Source organism: Aureimonas populi (assembly GCF_017815515.1).
Classification (GTDB): Bacteria; Pseudomonadota; Alphaproteobacteria; order Rhizobiales; family Rhizobiaceae; genus Aureimonas; species Aureimonas populi.
In genome coordinates this window covers 1,050,928-1,068,286 of the sequence record NZ_CP072611.1, presented here as the reverse complement: position 1 = coordinate 1,068,286, position 17,359 = coordinate 1,050,928, and the positions used below count along the sequence as shown (strand labels likewise).

Sequence of the window (17,359 nt, the reverse complement as noted above, 5' to 3'; positions counted from 1 at the left end):
CGCTTCAGCGCCGCCGCGCGGGCGAAAAAAGCGGGTCTGGAGGGACTCGCGGCCAGACGAATCGTCCATCCCCCGCGTGCCCGTTCCGCTTGGCGAGCCTGCCTGCTTCGAAAAAGCTTGTCGGCGCGCATCGCGCCGCGTGGGAGGAATGAAGATGAAGACCCTGTTGCTCGCCGCCCTGCTGGCGGCCGGCCTTTCGCCGGCCGGCGCCCTTGCCCAGACCGCGTCCTACGAGATCCTCGCCCCCGCCTCGCCCGGCGGCGGCTGGGACCAGACGGCCCGCGCCATGCAGATCGCCATGCAGGAAGCGGGCGTGGCCAGCGACGTGCAGGTGGTCAACGTGCCGGGCGCCGGCGGCACGATCGGACTGGCCCAGTTCGCGCAGGGCAAGGCGGGCGATCCGTCCGCGCTGATCGTGGGCGGCTACGTCATGGTCGGGGCGATCCTGACCAACAATTCGCCCGTGACGCTGGACGACGTGACGCCCATCGCGCGCCTGACCGGCGAGGCCGAGGCCATCGTCGTTCCGGCCGCCTCGCCCTACCAGACCATCGACGACCTGGCCGCCGCCATGCGCGAGAATCCCGGCTCCGTCGCCATCGCGGGCGGCTCGGCGGGCGGCACGGACCATATCGCCGCCGGCCTCTTCGCGCAGGCCGCCGACGTCGATCCCACGCAGATCAACTACATCGCCTTCTCCGGCGGCGGCGAGGCGCTGGCGGCCATCCTCGGCAACCAGGTGGCGGCCGGCATCTCCGGCTATGGCGAGTTCGAGAGCCAGATCGAGGCGGGCACGATGCGGCTCTTGGCCGTGACCTCCGACGAGCGCATCGAGGGCGTGGACGCCCCGACGCTGCAGGAGGCGGGCTACGACGTGAGCCTGGAGAACTGGCGCATGGTCGCGGCCGCGCCGGGCCTGAGCGAGGAGCAGGTGGCGCAGATCACCGCCGATGTGGAGGCGATGGCGCAGTCGCCCCAGTGGCAGGAGACGCTGGCGCGCAACAACTGGGCCGACACCTTCCTGGCCGGCGAGGCGTTCCGCGCCGAGCTCGCCCAGGACATCGAGGATACGCGCGGCATCCTCACCACGATCGGCCTCGTCTCGCAGTGAGCGGACTCCCCGATCGCACGCCGCTGAAGCGCCGCCCCGACAGGGCGGCGCTGGTCATCGGCATCGCCCTTCTCGCGCTGGGGCTTCTCGTCGCCTACGACGCCAGCCGGCTGGCCGGGGGCGCCTATGCCCGGATCGGGCCGACGGCCTTTCCCTACGCGGTGGCGGCGGGCCTGCTGGCGCTCGCCGTCTGGACGCTGGTGGAGGCATGGCGGGGCCGCTTCCCCGAGCGGGAGGCGGACGAGATCGGCCCCATCGTGTGGATCGTGGGCGGGCTCGCGGCGCAGCTCCTGCTGCTGAACGTGGCGGGCTTCTCCATCGCCACCGGCCTCCTCTTCGCCGCCACCGCCAGGGCCTTCGGCCAGCGCCAGTTCTGGAAGACGATCCCCATCGGCATCCTCCTGTCGCTCGTCATCTGGTTCGTCTTCTCGCAAGCCCTGCGCCTTCGCCTTCCGGCCGGGCCGCTGGAACTGCTTCTGGTCTGACGCCCAAGGGAGGGCCATCCATTGGATACGCTCGCACTTCTCGGCCAGGGCCTGGTTCACGCCGCCCAGCCGATCTACCTCTTCTACGCGCTGATCGGGGTCACGCTCGGCACCGCCGTCGGCGTGCTTCCGGGCATCGGCCCGGCGCTGACGGTGGCGCTGCTCCTGCCCGTCACCTACCAGCTCGATGCCACCGGCTCGCTCATCATGTTCGCCGGCATCTATTACGGCGGCATGTATGGCGGCTCGACGACCTCCATCCTGCTCAACACGCCCGGCGAGAGCGCCTCCATCATCACCGCGCTGGAGGGCAACGCCATGGCGCGGCGCGGGCGCGGCGGCCCGGCGCTGGCCACGGCCGCCATCGGCTCCTTCGTGGCCGGGCTCATCGCCACGCTCGCGCTCGCCTTCCTCGCCCCCGTCATCGTCTCCTTCGCGCTCTCCTTCGGGCCGGCGGAGTATTTCGCGCTGATGGTGCTGGCCTTCGTCACCGTCTCGGCGGCCTTCGGCGATTCGGCCCTGCGCGGGCTCACCGCGCTCGCCATCGGCCTGACGCTCGGCCTCATCGGCATCGACCTGCAGACGGGCCAGGCGCGGCTGGCCTTCGGCGTGCCGAACCTTTTGGACGGCATCGAGGTGACGACGCTGGCCGTCGCGCTCTTCGCCATCGGCGAGGCGATGGTGGTGGCCGCCGGGGGGGCACGCGCGCCGGCCATGGTGCAGGCGGTGAAGGGCTCGGTCTGGATGAACCGGCAGGACTGGAGCCGCTCCTGGAAGCCGTGGCTGCGCGGCACCGCCATCGGCTTTCCCATCGGCGCCATGCCGGCGGGCGGGGCCGAGATCGGCACCTTCCTCTCCTACACCACCGAGAAGAGCCTGACGAAGCACCCCGAGGAGTTCGGCAAGGGCGCCATCGAGGGCGTGGCCGGGCCGGAGGCGGCCAACAACGCGTCCGCCGCCGGCACGCTGGTGCCGCTGCTGACGCTGGGCCTGCCGACCTCGGCGACGGCGGCGATCATGCTGGCGGCGTTCCAGCAGTTCGGCCTCCAGCCGGGGCCGCTGCTCTTCGTCACCTCGCCGCAGCTCGTCTGGGGCCTCATCGCCTCGCTGCTCATCGCCAACCTGATGCTGGTCGTGCTCAACCTGCCGCTGATCGGCCTGTGGGTGAAGCTCCTGACGATCCCGCGCCACTGGCTCTATGCGGGCATCCTCGTCTTCGCCACGCTCGGCTGCATCGGGGCGAACCCCTCCTCGGTCGAGCTCGGCTTCCTGCTCGCCTTCGGTCTTCTCGGCTATTTCATGCGCCGCTTCGGCTACCCCATCGCGCCAGTGGTGGTGGGGCTCATCCTCGGCCCCATGGCCGAGCAGCAGCTCCGGCGGGCGCTCGCCATCAGCCAGGGCGACGCCTCGGTGCTCGTCGGCTCGCCGCTCGCCGTCGCGCTGCTGTCGCTGGCGGTGCTGGCGCTGGTGGTGCCGATGATCCTGCGCGCGCGCGGCCGTGGCAAGATGCTGGCCCAGCTCGCCGCCGACGAGGACTGAGGCCGGCCCGCCGCAACGAAAAGGGCCCGGCGCTCGGCGCCGGGCCCTTTCCTCGTTCACGCGAAGGCGCTCACACAGCGTCGAGCGTTTCCACCACCACATTGTCGTTTGTGTAGATGCAGATCTCGCCGGCGATCTTCATCGCGCGGCGGGCGATCTCCTCGGCATCGAAATCGGTGTCGGCCAGCGCGCGCGCCGCCGCCAGCGCGTAATTGCCGCCCGAGCCGATGGCGATCACGCCGTTCTCCGGCTCCAGCACGTCGCCATTGCCGGTCAGCGTCAGCGTCACCTGCTTGTCGGCGACGATCATCATCGCCTCCAGCCGGCGCAGATAGCGGTCGGTGCGCCAGTCCTTGGCCAGTTCCACGCAGGCGCGCATAAGCTGGTCGGGATATTGCTCGAGCTTGGCCTCCAGCCGCTCCAGAAGCGTGAAGGCGTCGGCCGTGGCGCCGGCAAAGCCCGCGATGACATGGCCGCCCTTGCCGATGCGGCGCACCTTGCGCGCATTGCCCTTCATCACCGTGTTGCCGAGCGAGACCTGCCCGTCGCCGGCGATCACGACCTTGCCGCCCTTGCGCACGGTCACGATCGTGGTCGCATACATCTTCGCCGGGTCGTGCTGTTCCATGGTCGTCTTTTTTCCGTGTCTCGAACCTCAGCCCGCCATATGGGAGCGCCGGGGCCCGCTTGCAAAGAAGCAGCCGAGATTGGCGAAAGGCGCGCGAGCCTGTATGAACGCGCGACGGCTTCAAGCAGCGGACCATCCATCATGGCCATCACCGCCGGACGGCGCGACGCGCAGGTTCATCGCGCGACGAAGGAAACCTCGATTCGGGTCCGTGTCGATCTCGACGGCACGGGGCGTTCGACCATCTCCACGGGCGTGGGTTTCTTCGACCACATGCTCGACCAGCTCGCCCGCCATTCGCTGATCGACATGGAGGTGGAGACCAAGGGCGACCTGCATATCGACGACCACCACACGGTGGAGGATACGGGGATCGCGCTGGGGCAGGCGGTGCGGCAGGCGCTGGGCGAGCGACGCGGCATCCGCCGCTACGCCTCGCTCGACCTTGCCATGGACGAATGCCTGACGCGCGCGGCGGTGGACGTGTCGGGCCGGCCCTTCCTCGTCTTCAAGGCCGAGTTCCGCACGCAGAAGATCGGCACGTTCGACACCGAGCTGGTGCGCGAATTCTTCCAGGCCTTCGCGCAGAATGCCGGGCTGACCCTGCATATCCAGACCCTCTACGGCGAGAACTCGCATCATATCGCGGAGACCTGCTTCAAGGCGGTGGCGCGCGTTCTGGGCGAGGCCGTGTCGCTCGATCCGCGCCAGGCCGACCTCGTTCCCTCCACCAAGGGTATGCTGGCGTGAGGCGCTTCGTCGTCCTTGGCGGGGGCCGGCATGGCGGCGAGCGCGCGCTCCTCGTGCGCGATCATTTCTCGTGGGTCGCCTTCCTCGTCCCCGCCATCTGGCTTCTCGCCCATCGTCTCATCCTCTCGGGCCTCCTGGTGCTGGCGGCACAGGTCGCGGTTCTCGCCGCCGCCGCCCGTCTCGGCGCGGAGGGGGCGGGTCTCGCCGTGCTCGTCCTCCTGTCGCTCGCCGTCGCGCTGGAGGGGCCGCGCCTTCGGGTGTGGCGCGCGCGCCGGCACGGTGCCAGAGAGGTCGCGATCGTCCACGCCGCCTCGCATGAGGAGGCCGAACTGATCTATTTCGGCTCCGATCCAATTATAGAGGACGCGGGCGATCCGCCGTCCAAGCCCCCCGCCGCCCCTCCCCGCCGGCCTTTGCCGGTCCTGGCAGGCTGGCGCAGCGGCCATACCCTCCTCGCAACGGCAAGGGGGCGCTGATGCAGCGGCTGGCCCTGATCGACTACGGCTCCGGCAATCTGCGCTCGGCGCACAAGGCGCTGGAGCGGGCCGCGCGCGAAAGCGGCGTTTCCATCGCCGTCGATCTCACCGACGACGCCGAGGCGGTCCGCACCGCCGACCGCATCGTCCTGCCGGGGGTGGGCGCCTATGCGGACTGCCGCGCCGGGCTGGACGCGGTTCCCGGCATGGTGGAGGCGCTGCGCGAGGCGGTGGAGGAGAAGGCGCGGCCCTTCCTCGGCATCTGCGTGGGGATGCAGCTCATGTCCACGCGGGGGCTGGAGAAGACCGTGACGCCCGGGCTGGACTGGATCGCCGGCGACGTCGTGCCCATCGAGCCGTCCGACCCGTCGCTGAAGATTCCCCAGATCGGCTGGAACACGATTCACGTGAAACGCGACCACGCGCTCCTGTCCGGGATCGAGACGGGCGAGGCGGGGCTTCATGCCTATTTCGTCCATTCCTATCACTTGCGCGCGGCGCGCGAGGAGGATCTGGTCGCGGTCACGGAGTATGGGGGGCCCGTCACCGCGCTCGTGGCGCACGGCAACAAGGCCGGCACGCAGTTCCACCCCGAGAAGAGCCAGCGCCTCGGCCTTGCGCTGCTGGCCAATTTCCTTGCCTGGAAGCCCTGATGCCGATCCTCTTTCCCGCCATCGACCTCAAGGACGGGGCGTGCGTGCGCCTGAAGCTCGGCCTGATGGACGAGGCCACGGTCTATAACGAAGACCCCGCCGCGCAGGCGCTGAGCTTTGCCGAGACCGGCTTCTCCCATCTGCATGTCGTGGACCTGAACGGGGCCTTCGAGGGACGCGCCGTCAATGGCGCGGCGGTGGATGCGATCGTGGCTTCCGTGGGCGGGCGCATGGAGATCCAGCTCGGCGGCGGCATCCGCAGCCTCGAGGCCATCGAAGGCTGGCTGTCCAGGGGCCTTTCGCGCGTCATCCTCGGCACCGTCGCCGTGCGCGACCCCGCGCTGGTCCGGCAGGCGGCCCGGCGCTTTCCCGGCCGGATCGCCGTCGGCGTGGACGCCAAGGGCGGCAAGGTGGCGGTGGAGGGCTGGGCCGAGGCTTCCGAGCTGACGGTTCTCGACCTCGCCCGCCGCTTCGAGGACGCCGGCGTCTCGGCGATCATCTATACCGACATCGACCGCGACGGCATTCTCGCCGGGATCAACTGGGAGTCCACCATCGCCCTGGCGGAGGCCGTCTCCATTCCCGTCATCGCCTCCGGCGGCCTTGCCTCCATGGAGGACATCGAGCGGCTGGCCCGCAGCGACGCGGCCCGCCTCGAAGGCGCCATCACCGGCCGCGCGCTCTATGACGGGCGGATCGACCCGGCACAGGCGCTGCGGCGCCTGGCGGCCTGAGATGTTTCACGTGAGTCAAACCGGATCGCGCCCATGCTGAAAGCCCGCGTCATTCCCTGTCTCGACGTGAAGGACGGCCGCGTCGTCAAGGGCGTCAACTTCATCGACCTCGTGGATGCGGGCGATCCCGTCGAGGCCGCCAGGGCCTATGATGCGGCGGGGGCGGACGAGCTTTGCTTCCTCGACATCACCGCCTCCTCCGACGATCGCGAGACGATCTTCGACGTGGTGGCCCGCACCGCCGAGCAGTGCTTCATGCCGGTGACGGTGGGCGGGGGCGTGCGCGAGGTCGGCGATATCCGCAAGCTCCTGCTGGCGGGCGCGGACAAGGTGTCGATCAACACGGCGGCGGTGAAGCGGCCGGACTTCGTGGCGCAGGCTGCCGACAAGTTCGGCAACCAGTGCATCGTCGTGGCCATCGACGCACGTCGCATCCCCGGCGAGACGCCGCGCTGGGAGATCTTCACCCATGGCGGGCGCGAGGCGACGGGCATCGACGCGGTGGAGTTCGCCGTTCGCGTGGCCGAGCTCGGCGCGGGCGAAATCCTGCTCACCTCCATGGACCGCGACGGCACCAAGTCCGGCTTCGACATCGAGCTGACGCGCACGGTGGCGGACGCCGTGCCCGTGCCGGTCATCGCCTCCGGGGGCGTGGGCACGCTCGACCATCTCGTCGCCGGCATCCGGGAGGGCGGCGCCACGGCGGTGCTGGCGGCCTCCATCTTCCATTTCGGCACCTACAGCGTGGCCGAGGCCAAGGCGCACATGGCGGCCGCCGGCCTGCCCATGCGCCAGGACGCCATCTGAAACACTCCCCGGGAGGGCCCTTGCCGATGAGCGACTTCACCCTTGCCGCGCTCGATGCCATCGTCGCCGCGCGCGCCGGCTCCGCCGATCCCGCCTCCTACACGGCCAGGCTCGCGGCCGGCGGCGTCTCTCGCGCTTCCAAGAAGCTCGGCGAAGAGGCGGTGGAAACGGTGATCGCCGCCCTTTCGGAGGACGACAAGGCGCTGGCCGGCGAGGCGGCCGACCTTCTCTATCATCTCCTCGTGGTGCTGAGGATTCGCGGCGTCCCCCTTGCCTCCGTGATGGCCGAGCTGGAGGGGCGCACGGCCCAGACGGGGCTGGAGGAGAAGGCGGGCCGGCCCGCGAGCGGCGGCGCTTGAGCGGGATGGACCAGATCACGCCCTCGGGCCTTTCGCCCTACCGCTTCTTCTCGGCCGAGGAATGGGCGGCGCTGGGCGCCGACATGGAGCTGACGCTCAGCGAGGACGAGCTGCGGCGCCTGCGCTCGCTGGACGACCCGGTCGACCTGGAGGAGGTCTCGCGCATCTATGTCGCGATCTCGCGCCTGCTGTCGGCGCATGTGGAATCCTCGCAGCTCCTCTTCGCCAAGCGCCAGCGCTTCCTCAAGCGCTCGGAAACCGCCAAGACGCCCTTCATCATCGGCATCGCCGGCTCGGTCTCGGTCGGCAAGTCCACCACGGCGCGCATCCTGAAGGAGCTTCTGGCCCGCTGGCCGTCCAGCCCCAAGGTCGATCTCGTCACCACCGACGGCTTCCTCTATCCCAACGCCGTGCTGGAGGCCGCCGGCCTGATGCGGCGCAAGGGCTTTCCCGAAAGCTACGACGTGGCGTCCATCCTGCGCTTCCTCTCGCAGATCAAGGCGGGCGCGCGGGACGTTCGCGCGCCCGTCTACTCGCACTTCTCCTACGACGTGCAGGCCGGCGAGACGATCCTGGTGGACCGGCCCGACATCCTCATCTTCGAGGGGCTGAACGTCCTGCAGGTGCGCGAGATGCCGCGCGACGGAAAGGCGGTGCCCTTCGTCTCGGACTTCTTCGACCATTCCATCTATATCGACGCGCAGGAGCAGGATTTGCGCCGCTGGTACGTGTCCCGCTTCCTGCGGCTGCGCCAGACCGCCTTTCGCCAGGAAGGCTCCTATTTCCATCGCTATTCCAAGGTCTCGGAGGAGGAGGCCGTGCGCATCGCGGAAGGATTGTGGAGCGATATCAACGCCCGTAACCTTCGCGAGAACATCCTGCCCACGCGCCCGCGCGCCGACCTGATCCTGCGCAAGGGGCCCGACCATTTCATCGAGCAGGTTGCACTGCGAAAACTTTAGCCGGCTTGCCATCGGCCTGCCGCGTTTCATCCTTTAGCTGGTCATCACGCGTGAGTGATTGCGCGCACCAGTTCGGATAAGGGACGATCCGCCATGACCGATTTGAACCGCCGGCAGGTGCTGGCGAGCCTCGCCGCATTGGGACTCCTGCCTTCGACGGGCGCCGCCTTCGCGCAGCAGGATGGCGTCACGCTGGGCGATGCCCGCCCCTTCTCCTTCGAGGCGCTGGTGGAGGACGCCCGCCGCCGCGCCACTCTTGCCTATACGCCCGCCCCGCCCCGCGCATCCGAGACGCTGACGGCGATCGACTACGACAATCACTGGCGGATCGAGTACCGGCGGGAGAACACGCTGGACCTGCCGGGCGGCGAGGCGCCCATCCGCTTCTTCCATCTGGGCCGCTACTTCCAGGACCCGGTGGGCGTCCATGTGGTGGAGAACGGGGAGGCGCGGCCCGTTCTCTACGATCCCGCCCTGTTCCGCATGCCCGCCGACAGCCCGGCCCGCGCGCTGCCCGAGGATATCGGCTTTGCCGGCTTTCGCGTGCTGGAGCCGGGGCGCGACACGGACTGGCTCTCCTTCCTGGGCGCCTCCTATTTCCGCACCTCGGGCGAGGAGGGGCAGTTCGGCATGTCGGCCCGTGCGCTGGCCATCGACGTCGCCCTCCAGACGCCGGAGGAGTTCCCCCGTTTCACCGACTTCTATCTCTCCCCCTCGCCCACGGGCGGGCGCATCCTCGTCCATGCGAGCCTGGAAAGCGCGCGCATCACCGGCGCGCTGCGCATGGACATGGCCAAGGACGGGCCGGTGGTGATGGATATCGAGACGCGCTTCTTCGCGCGGGAGGACATCGAGCGGGTCGGCATCGCGCCGCTCGTCTCCATGTTCTGGTATTCGGAGACCGACCGGCGCCGGCGCGAGGACTGGCGGCCCGAGGTGCACGATTCGGACGGGCTCGCCATGTGGACCGGCACGGGCGAGCGCATCTGGCGGCCGCTGAACAACCCCGACGCGGTGATGACCTCCACCTTTGCCGACGAGAGCCCGAAGGGCTTCGGCCTGTTGCAGCGCGACCGCGACTTCGACAACTACCAGGATGACGGCGTGTTCTACGAGAAGCGGGCGGGTGTCTGGGTGGAGCCGAAGGGCGACTGGGGGCCCGGCGCGGTGCAGCTCGTGGAGATCCCGACCGACGACGAGATCCACGACAATATCGCCGCCTACTGGCTGTCCGACCGGCCGGTGCGGCGCGGCGACGAGATCGCGCTGGACTACCGGCTGACATGGTCCAGCCTGGAGCCCTACCCCGCCGAGGTCGGCCATGTGGTGGCCACGCGCCTCGGCCGGGGCGGCGTCACCGGCCAGACGCGGCCCGAGGGCGTCACCAAGATCGTGGTGGACTTCGACGGGGGCCTCGTCGCCGCGCTGGCGCGCGAGGTGGACGACGTGGAGACGATGGTCGAGGTCTCCTCGGGCGAGACGAGCCTGGTGGACAATTATTCGGTCAAGGTTGGCACCGCCTGGCGCGCCAGCTTCGACTTCCGCCCCGAAAACGACGGGCCGGTGGACATGCGCCTCTATCTGCGCCGCGGCGACACCATCCTCACCGAGACCTGGCTCTACCAGTTCCACCCCACGCGCGAGGACCAGGCGTCCTGACAGGACCGAAGCCATCGCGGCGCCCGCGCGCCGGCGCCCCTTCCATGATCCTCCGACCTGCATCATCCCGGCCTCGAGCCGGGATCCACGCCTCTCCTCGCCACGCCCCCCGCGCAGGAGAAGCGGCTTGTCTCTCCACCCAGATTCCGGCTCAGGACGAATGCGGGCGTGCGAGGGCCGCGGCAGGAATAGGGTGGTGAAGGCGCGCAGGGATGCCGCGCGGGGAGGGGCAGTGCGGGCCGGAGGGTCAGTCCGGGCGCGTTACGCGGCGCAGGGTCAGGTTGATGCGCCCGCCCTTCTTCAGAAGCGCCGAGGTGGCCGGGTAGATGCGGTCGACGCCGTGGAAGGCGAGCCGCCCCTCGCCGCCCAGCACCACCACGTCGCCGGACTCGAGCCGGATCGAGGTGGTGCGCCCGCCCCGCGCGGTCTCGCCGACGCGGAACAGGCAGGCGTCGCCCAGCGACACCGAGACGACCGGGGCGGAAAAATCCTCCTCGTCCCGGTCCTGGTGCAGGCCCATCTTCGCCTTGTCCTCGTAGAAGTTGACGAGGCAGGCCTGCGGCGGCGCGGCATGGCCCGCGACCTCGGCCCACAGGTCGAGAAGCGCCTGCGGGATGGGCGGCCAGGGCTCGCCCGTGACGGGATGCAGCTCCTGATAGCGGTAGCCCTGCCGGTCGGAGACCCAGCCCAGCGGGCCGCAATTGGTCATGCGCACGGAGAAGGGCTTGCCCGTTCGCGGCATTTCCGGGCGATAGAAGGGCGCGCGCGCCGCCACGGCGCGGATCTCCTCCACCAGCGCGCGCTGCGCGTCCGGCGCGAAGAAGCCGGGCAAATGCCGGATGCCGCGGGGAAGGACGTTCACGTCGTGGTCGACCGACACGGAGGGATCAGAAACGCTGGTTCGGCCCCGTGAAGAGGTAGACGCCGATCAGCGCCAGCGCGACTGCGCCCAAGGGCATGATCATGAAAGACAGGAAGAGTTCGGTGGTCATCGTCTAAACTCCCTGCGCGGAACATAGCGCGCCACGAGATGCGCAACAAGGCTGAGCGCGAAGGCAGCAAGGCTCAGGACGGCGATCCAGGGCGCTTCAAGGTCGATCGGCGACTGCGAGAAACCCGCGACGAGCGGCGCCAGGCCGCCCACCGCGAAAACGGAGACGGCAAGGCCGTTATAGTAAGTCGCCGTCAGCTTGGCGAGTTCGCGGCGTGTTTCGCCATCTCGTGGCTCAGGCGGCGGAAGGAGCGCGCGGCGCCGGGCCTCGTTGGTGGGAAGCATCACGACAGATAGCCGAGCTGCGCGGCCAGCGCCACCGCATGGGTGCGGTTGGAGGCGTTCACCTTGCGCGTGGCGGAGGCCAGGTGCTGCGAGATGGTGTATTCCGACAGCTTCAGGATGGTGCCGATCTCGGAGGAGGTCTTGCCGAGCATGGCCAGCTTCAGGCAGTCGCGCTCGCGCTGCGACAGGGGGTTGTTGCGCTTGTTCTCCTCGAAGCGCGCGGCGGCCAGGATGCCGAAGATGGCGAAGGCGGCCAGATGCAGCTCGTGCGCCTGCGCCTCGCAGAGCGGCGGGCGGGCGCCCGCCAGGAACAGCGCGCCGTTGAAATTGGTCAGCCCGTGCACGGGGAAGTAGGCGCCGGCCACGCAGCCGGCCGCGATGAGAAGGCGCGCCTGCGCGCTCGCCTCGCCCGGTTCGGCCGGATCGTAGCCGTGAAGCGTCTCGACGTCCCAGATGAACGGCGCGGGATCGGCCTTCAGGGCGCGCAGCACCGGCGAGAAGCGGCCCAGCCCCAGCCGCTCGAAGCCCTGGCGGAACTCCTCCGGCCAGTTCGTCATCAGGAGCTTCAGCTCCGACCCGGCCTCGTCGGAGGAGGGAATGGTGACGATGGCCACGTGGCTGAAGCCGTAGGCGCTCGCCAGCTCCTCCAGGCACGAGGCCAACGCCAGTTCGCTCCAGGGGCGTTCGATCTGGCCGAGAATATCGAAGGCGGCAGACATCGGCGGGGAAGCGATCCTTCTCCTGAACGGCGGCAGGGAGCGATTCGTGAGGGACGCGCCGACCATAACGCGGAAGTCGCCGTTCGGGGAACCGGTCTTTGCCGGCCGTTTCGTAGACGACTGGCGCATTCGGCTCGCGCCCCCCATCTAGGGGCGGAACTCTCCCGCCCCCTGCTTCGAAGACAGTGTTGATGACCGACTTCTCCCCCCGCGAAATCGTTTCCGAGCTCGACCGGCACATCATCGGCCAGAACGACGCCAAGCGCGCCGTGGCCGTGGCGCTGCGCAACCGCTGGCGCCGGCAGCAGCTCGAAGGCTCGCTGCGCGAAGAGGTGAGCCCGAAGAACATCCTGATGATCGGCCCCACGGGCGTGGGCAAGACGGAAATCTCCCGGCGCCTGGCCAAGCTCGCCGGCGCGCCCTTCATCAAGGTGGAGGCCACCAAGTTCACCGAGGTCGGCTATGTGGGCCGCGACGTGGAGCAGATCGTGCGCGACCTCGTGGAGGTGGGCATCGGCCTGACGCGCGAGAAGAAGCGCGCCGAGGTGCGCGCCAAGGCCCATCACGGCGCGGAGGAGCGCGTGCTGGACGCGCTGGTGGGCAAGAGCGCCTCGCCCGCCACGCGCGACAGCTTCCGCAAGCGCCTGCGCGCCGGGGAGCTGGACGACAAGGAGATCGAGGTGGAGGTCGCCGACACCGCCTCGCCCTTCGGCGGCATGGACATTCCGGGCATGCCCGGGGCCAATATCGGCGTCCTCAACCTGTCCGAGATGTTCGGCAAGGCCATGGGCGGGCGCACCAAGCAGCGCCGCACCAGCGTGAAGGAGAGCTACGACCTCCTGATCGGCGAGGAATCCGACAAGCTGCTCGACAACGAGGCGCTGGTGGCCGACGCCATCGCCTCGGTGGAGAACAACGGCATCGTCTTCATCGACGAGATCGACAAGGTGGCCAACCGCGAGGGCGGCACGGGCGCCGGCGTCTCGCGCGAGGGCGTGCAGCGCGACCTCCTGCCGCTGGTGGAGGGCACGACGGTGGCCACCAAGCACGGGCCGGTGAAGACCGACCACATCCTCTTCATCGCCTCGGGCGCCTTCCACGTCGCCAAGCCCTCCGACCTGTTGCCGGAGCTTCAGGGCCGCCTGCCGATCCGTGTCGAGCTTTCGGCGCTGACCAAGGAGGATTTCCGCCGCATCCTGACGGAGACGGAAGCCTCGCTCATCAAGCAGTACATCGCACTGATGAAGACCGAGAACGTGGACCTGGAGATCACCGAGGACGCCATCGACGCGCTCGCCGACATGGCCGTCTCGCTCAACGGCTCGGTGGAGAATATCGGCGCGCGCCGCCTCCAGACCGTGATGGAGCGCGTGCTCGACGAAATCTCCTTCGAGGCCCCGGACCGGGGCGGGCAGACCTTCCGCGTCGATGCCGCCTATGTCCACAACGCGCTGGACGGCATCGCCGGCAATACGGACCTGTCGCGCTTCATCCTGTGACGCGATAGAGTTTTGTTGAACGCCGGGTTCCGCCCCCGGCGGTTTCCTCCCGCGCCTCGTACTCCATGTCTGGACCGATCGAAGATCAGCGCCCGACATGGAGCTTCGCGTGACTAGATTCTCTCTCCTCCTGGCCGGCACCGTCCTGTCCGCCGGTGCCTGGCTCATGCCCGCCCACGCCCAGTCCACGGGCGACGACTCCCCGCTCGACCATGTCGACGGCCAGCCGCCCGCCGAGGGCACGGAGGGCGTGCCCGCCGGCGAGCCGGTGGAAACGGAGGCGCCCAACGCCCCGGACCAGCAGGCCGCCTTCCCCGACCAGAGCCGCGCGCCGCAGCCGGCCGAGCTGGCGGACGTCACCGTGGAGACGGTGGCCGACGCGCTGCCGCGCCTGTGGTCCATGGAGTTCCTGCCGGACGGCACGATGCTGGTGGCCGCCAAGGAAGGCGCGCTGCACATCGTTTCGGCGGAAGGCGAGGCCGGGCCGGCCATCTCCGGCGTGCCGGAGGTCGATTCGCGCGAGCAGGGCGGCCTGCTCGACCTGGCGCTCGCGCCCGATTTCGAGACATCGGGCCGCATCTACTACACCTTCTCCGAGCCGGGCGAGGAGGGCAATCACACCGCGCTCGGCACGGCCGTCCTCACTGCCGACGAGGCGGGCGGCGGCGCGCTGGAAGAGGCCCGCGTGATCTGGCGCCAGACGCCGAGCTACGAGGGCAACAAGCATTTCGGCTCGCGCATCGTCTTCTCGCCGGAGGGCAACATCTTCGTCGCGCTGGGCGAGCGCTCGGACGACCCGATCCGCGAGATGTCGCAGGATCTGGCCTCCACCCTCGGCAAGGTGGTCCACATCACGCCCGAAGGCGAGCCGGTGGAGGGCAACCCCTTCATCGACCAGGAGGGGGCCCTGCCCGAGATCTGGTCCTACGGGCACCGCAACATCCAGTCGGCCGCGCTGGACGGCGAGGGCCGCCTGTGGACCGTGGAGCACGGGCCGCGCGGCGGCGACGAGCTGAACCGCCCGGAAGCAGGCCTGAACTATGGCTGGCCGGTCATCACCTACGGGCTGGAATACAATGGCGGCGAGGTGGGAGAGGGCATCACCGAGCAGGACGGCATGGAGCAGCCCGTCTATTTCTGGGACCCGGTGATCGCACCCTCCGGCATGGCGCTCTACGAGGGCGAGGAGTTCCCGAGCTGGGACGGCGCCTTCCTGATCGGCGGCCTCGTGACCACCGGCCTCGTCGTGGTGCACATGGACGAGGCGGGCGAGCGCGTGGCCTTCGAGGAGCGTATTCCGCTGGACGCGCGCATCCGCGACGTGCGCGTGGGGCCGGACGGCGCGGTCTATGCCTTAACGGAGGACGCCGGCAGCGATTCCTCCACGATCCTGCGCCTCACCAGCGCCGACTGAGCCGACAAAGAAGGGGCGGGCGCCGTGCGGTGCCCGCCCCTTCGCTTGCCTCTCGGCCCGTCAGATGAAGAGGCCGACGAGTTCGTAGAGGCACAGCACCACGAAGAGCGCGGCGGCAATCCCCAGAAGGCCGTTGGACAGCCAGCCCGAGCGCCACTCGGCCGGAACGCGCGAGGAGTTCAGGAGCCAGATCAGCGTCAGCGCCAGGAAGGGCATGAAGAACGCGCCGAACGCCCCATAGGCGATGATCAGGCCGAAGGGCCGGCCCATGGTCAGGAGGATCATCGGCGGGAAGGTCAGCCACAGGACGTAGAAGCGGAAGGCCGGCGTGGTCTCCAGATCGCGCCGGTCCGCGTGGTCCTTGTCCGTGAGCTGGCGCACGAAATCGGCAAAGAGCAGCGAGACACCGTTCCACACGCCCAGGATCGAGGAGAAGGTGGTGGCCACGAAGCCGATCAGGAAGATCGTGGCCACGGTGGAGCCGAAGCGCTCGGCCAGCACGGCCTCCAGGTCGAGAAGGCCGCGATCGCCGCCCGCCAGCGTGATCTGCGCGGTATAGAGCAGTTCCGCGCCCACGATCAGCATGGCGATGACGAAGATGCCGGTGACGATGTAGGCGACGCGGTTGTCGAGCCGCATCATCCCCATCCAGGCCGGCGTGCGCCAGCCCTTGGCGTTCACCCAATAGCCGTAGGAGGCCATGGTGATCGTGCCGCCGACGCCGCCGATCAGGCCGAGCGTGTAGATCACCGACCCTTCCGGGACGGTGGGGACGAGGCCGGCCAGCGCCTGGCCCAGATTGGGCACGACGAGGATGGCAAGGCCCACCACCACGATGAACATGAGGCCGATGAAGAACTTCATCGCCGCCTCGAAGATCTCGTAGCGGTTCATCAGCACGAAGGCCGCGCCCAGGATGCCCGAGAGCGCGCCCCAGGCCCAGAAGGGAAGGACGCCGGGAAAGAGGGCGGAGAGCGGCAGCGCCGTCGCGCTCATCGCCGTGCCGCCGTAGACGAAGCCCCAGATGACGATGTAGATGCCGAAATACCAGCTCGTCCAACGGCCGAGCGAGCGCCAGCCCTCCAGCATGGTGGAGCCCGTCGCCAGATGGTAGCGCGCCGAGCCCTCGGCCAGCGCGATCTTCACGATGCAGCCCAGCACCGCCGCCCAAAGCAGCGCGTAGCCGAAGCGCGAGCCGGCGATGAGCGTGGCCACGAGGTCGCCCGCGCCCACGCCCGTCGCGGCCACGACGATGCCGGGGCCGATCAGCTTCCAGCGCGCCAGCCCGCTTGGCGGGTGCTCCTGCGTCTCGGCTTCCATCGTATGGTAGGAGCCTCCCGTCCTGTCTGCCATGTCGATATCCGTGTTTCGATGCCGCGAGCGACGTTACACCCCCTCGCTACTTCGAAACGATTCCATACGGAAGACTTATCGACGGCCGAAGGCGGTCAGGCGGCCCGCGCGGAGGGGCTGGACGCCAGCAGCTCGAACCGCGTCAGCCGCGCCCCCTGCCGGCCCCGGACCTGCAAGACGCTGCCGGAGGGAATGGAGGTCCATTCGCTCGAGGGAAGGCCGCAGGGCTCGGAGGCGACGAGCAGCCCGTCGCCTTCCTCGCGGCAGTAGAGCGAGGGCGGGTGCCCGTCGCTGGCCCAGCGAAAGGCGTGGACGGTCTCGCCGTCGCTCAGCACGGCGGAAAAGCGCAGCGGCTCCTCCCCCTCGCCCATGGGCGCGCAGATGGCGGCGAGCGTTCGCGACAGGGCGCCCACGGGATCGCGCTCCAGCCCCTCAGAAAAAGCGGCCAGGAAGATCGCCTCCGAATCGCTGGTGCCGGCGCGGGCCGGGTAGAGCGCGTCGGGGATCATCGCCTCCACGCGCCGGCGGTGGCGCGCGTAGTCGCCGATCTGGCCGTTGTGCATGAACAGGTAGCGCCCTTGCGCGAAGGGGTGGCAGTTCTGCGCCGAGATGCCGCCCGCCGTAGCCGCGCGCACATGGGCCAGGAACAGGCCGGAGCGGATCTGCCGGCAGAGCGAGAGGAGATTGCCGTCCGACCAGACCGGCAGGATGGCGCGGTAGAGACCCGGCTCCTCGCGCTCGCCGTACCAGCCCAGGCCGCAGCCGTCGCCGTTGACGACGGTCCGCGCCTCGCGCGCGGCGCGCGACTGGGAGATCAGCGAGCCTTCCGGCTCCACCAGCAGCCGGTCGAGAAAGATCGGCGCACCGCAATAGGCGAGCAGTCGGCACATGATCGGGGCTTCACCGAAGGGGATACCGGGAGCAGCCTACGCGCC

Annotated in this window: 19 protein-coding genes; 13 read left to right on the top strand and 6 right to left on the bottom strand. The window is 69.4% G+C overall.

Going from position 1 to position 17,359, the window contains the following annotated elements; genetic code table 11:
* The first annotated feature begins 154 nt into the window (after window positions 1–154).
* Genes J7654_RS04955 through J7654_RS04945 form a run of 3 tightly spaced genes read left to right on the top strand, consistent with a single transcriptional unit; the run spans window position 155 to window position 3,135 of the window.
* Window positions 155–1,111, top strand: coding sequence for a Bug family tripartite tricarboxylate transporter substrate binding protein (locus tag J7654_RS04955; RefSeq protein WP_209738715.1), 957 nt, complete (start codon window positions 155–157; stop codon window positions 1,109–1,111).
* A complete protein-coding gene (locus J7654_RS04950) occupies window positions 1,108–1,596 on the top strand; it encodes a tripartite tricarboxylate transporter TctB family protein (RefSeq protein WP_209738713.1) in 489 nt (162 codons plus the stop codon). The genes J7654_RS04955 and J7654_RS04950 overlap by 4 nt, the downstream gene beginning before the upstream one ends.
* Before the next feature lie 21 nt (window positions 1,597–1,617).
* Window positions 1,618–3,135, top strand: coding sequence for a tripartite tricarboxylate transporter permease (locus J7654_RS04945; protein ID WP_209738712.1), 1,518 nt, complete (start codon window positions 1,618–1,620; stop codon window positions 3,133–3,135).
* Between the two features lie 70 nt (window positions 3,136–3,205).
* Here J7654_RS04945 and hslV read toward each other — a convergent pair whose 3' ends face one another.
* On the bottom strand, window positions 3,206–3,763 hold the full coding sequence (gene hslV / locus J7654_RS04940) for an ATP-dependent protease subunit HslV (protein ID WP_280842357.1): 558 nt from the start codon (window positions 3,761–3,763) through the stop codon (window positions 3,206–3,208).
* A gap of 141 nt (window positions 3,764–3,904) precedes the next feature.
* On the opposite strand from hslV, the gene hisB reads away from it, so the two are divergent.
* The 8 genes from hisB to J7654_RS04900 all read left to right on the top strand — a co-directional run bounded on the left by hisB (window position 3,905) and on the right by J7654_RS04900 (window position 10,163).
* Complete coding sequence (gene hisB, locus J7654_RS04935; protein WP_209738711.1) at window positions 3,905–4,513, top strand: imidazoleglycerol-phosphate dehydratase HisB; 609 nt, start codon at window positions 3,905–3,907, stop codon at window positions 4,511–4,513.
* Entirely contained in the window at window positions 4,510–4,989 is a 480-nt protein-coding gene (locus tag J7654_RS04930; RefSeq protein WP_209738710.1) for a DUF2628 domain-containing protein, read from the top strand. Before hisB ends, J7654_RS04930 begins: the two co-directional genes overlap by 4 nt.
* The gene (gene hisH / locus J7654_RS04925) at window positions 4,989–5,642 is read left to right on the top strand and encodes an imidazole glycerol phosphate synthase subunit HisH (RefSeq protein WP_209738709.1); all 654 of its coding nucleotides are present in this window, start codon (window positions 4,989–4,991) and stop codon (window positions 5,640–5,642) included. Before J7654_RS04930 ends, hisH begins: the two co-directional genes overlap by 1 nt.
* Window positions 5,642–6,376: a 1-(5-phosphoribosyl)-5-[(5-phosphoribosylamino)methylideneamino]imidazole-4-carboxamide isomerase gene (gene hisA, locus J7654_RS04920; protein WP_209738708.1), complete on the top strand. Its 735-nt coding sequence runs from the start codon at window positions 5,642–5,644 to the stop codon at window positions 6,374–6,376. Before hisH ends, hisA begins: the two co-directional genes overlap by 1 nt.
* Window positions 6,377–6,409: 33 nt before the next feature.
* Window positions 6,410–7,183 (top strand): imidazole glycerol phosphate synthase subunit HisF, encoded by a 774-nt coding sequence (gene hisF, locus J7654_RS04915; RefSeq protein ID WP_209738706.1) that lies wholly within the window; start codon window positions 6,410–6,412, stop codon window positions 7,181–7,183.
* Between the two features lie 26 nt (window positions 7,184–7,209).
* On the top strand, window positions 7,210–7,542 hold the full coding sequence (locus J7654_RS04910; protein ID WP_209738704.1) for a phosphoribosyl-ATP diphosphatase: 333 nt from the start codon (window positions 7,210–7,212) through the stop codon (window positions 7,540–7,542).
* Between the two features lie 5 nt (window positions 7,543–7,547).
* On the top strand, window positions 7,548–8,504 hold the full coding sequence (gene coaA / locus J7654_RS04905; RefSeq protein WP_209740230.1) for a type I pantothenate kinase: 957 nt from the start codon (window positions 7,548–7,550) through the stop codon (window positions 8,502–8,504).
* A gap of 93 nt (window positions 8,505–8,597) precedes the next feature.
* Window positions 8,598–10,163 (top strand): OpgD/OpgG family glucan biosynthesis protein, encoded by a 1,566-nt coding sequence (locus J7654_RS04900; RefSeq protein ID WP_209738703.1) that lies wholly within the window; start codon window positions 8,598–8,600, stop codon window positions 10,161–10,163.
* 247 nt (window positions 10,164–10,410) lie between these two features.
* Here the strand turns inward: J7654_RS04900 and J7654_RS04895 are convergent, their stop codons facing one another.
* From J7654_RS04895 to J7654_RS04885, 3 genes are all read right to left on the bottom strand, one after another.
* Window positions 10,411–11,025: an alpha-ketoglutarate-dependent dioxygenase AlkB family protein gene (locus tag J7654_RS04895; protein ID WP_209738701.1), complete on the bottom strand. Its 615-nt coding sequence runs from the start codon at window positions 11,023–11,025 to the stop codon at window positions 10,411–10,413.
* Window positions 11,026–11,151: 126 nt separating this feature from the next.
* The gene (locus J7654_RS04890) at window positions 11,152–11,439 is read right to left on the bottom strand and encodes a hypothetical protein (protein ID WP_209738699.1); all 288 of its coding nucleotides are present in this window, start codon (window positions 11,437–11,439) and stop codon (window positions 11,152–11,154) included.
* Window positions 11,439–12,158, bottom strand: a complete 720-nt coding sequence (locus J7654_RS04885) for a LuxR family transcriptional regulator (protein ID WP_245195649.1) — start codon at window positions 12,156–12,158, stop codon at window positions 11,439–11,441. Before J7654_RS04885 ends, J7654_RS04890 begins: the two co-directional genes overlap by 1 nt.
* 191 nt (window positions 12,159–12,349) lie before the next feature.
* Here J7654_RS04885 and hslU point away from each other — a divergent pair, with 191 nt between their 5' ends.
* Complete coding sequence (gene hslU / locus J7654_RS04880; RefSeq protein ID WP_209738696.1) at window positions 12,350–13,657, top strand: ATP-dependent protease ATPase subunit HslU; 1,308 nt, start codon at window positions 12,350–12,352, stop codon at window positions 13,655–13,657.
* A 109-nt stretch (window positions 13,658–13,766) separates the two neighbouring features.
* Window positions 13,767–15,071: a PQQ-dependent sugar dehydrogenase gene (locus tag J7654_RS04875; RefSeq protein ID WP_245195648.1), complete on the top strand. Its 1,305-nt coding sequence runs from the start codon at window positions 13,767–13,769 to the stop codon at window positions 15,069–15,071.
* A gap of 60 nt (window positions 15,072–15,131) precedes the next feature.
* Here J7654_RS04875 and J7654_RS04870 read toward each other — a convergent pair whose 3' ends face one another.
* The gene (locus J7654_RS04870) at window positions 15,132–16,424 is read right to left on the bottom strand and encodes an Nramp family divalent metal transporter (protein WP_209738694.1); all 1,293 of its coding nucleotides are present in this window, start codon (window positions 16,422–16,424) and stop codon (window positions 15,132–15,134) included.
* A 95-nt stretch (window positions 16,425–16,519) separates the two neighbouring features.
* The gene (locus tag J7654_RS04865; RefSeq protein WP_209738692.1) at window positions 16,520–17,314 is read right to left on the bottom strand and encodes a class II glutamine amidotransferase; all 795 of its coding nucleotides are present in this window, start codon (window positions 17,312–17,314) and stop codon (window positions 16,520–16,522) included.
* Window positions 17,315–17,359: the final 45 nt, after the last annotated feature.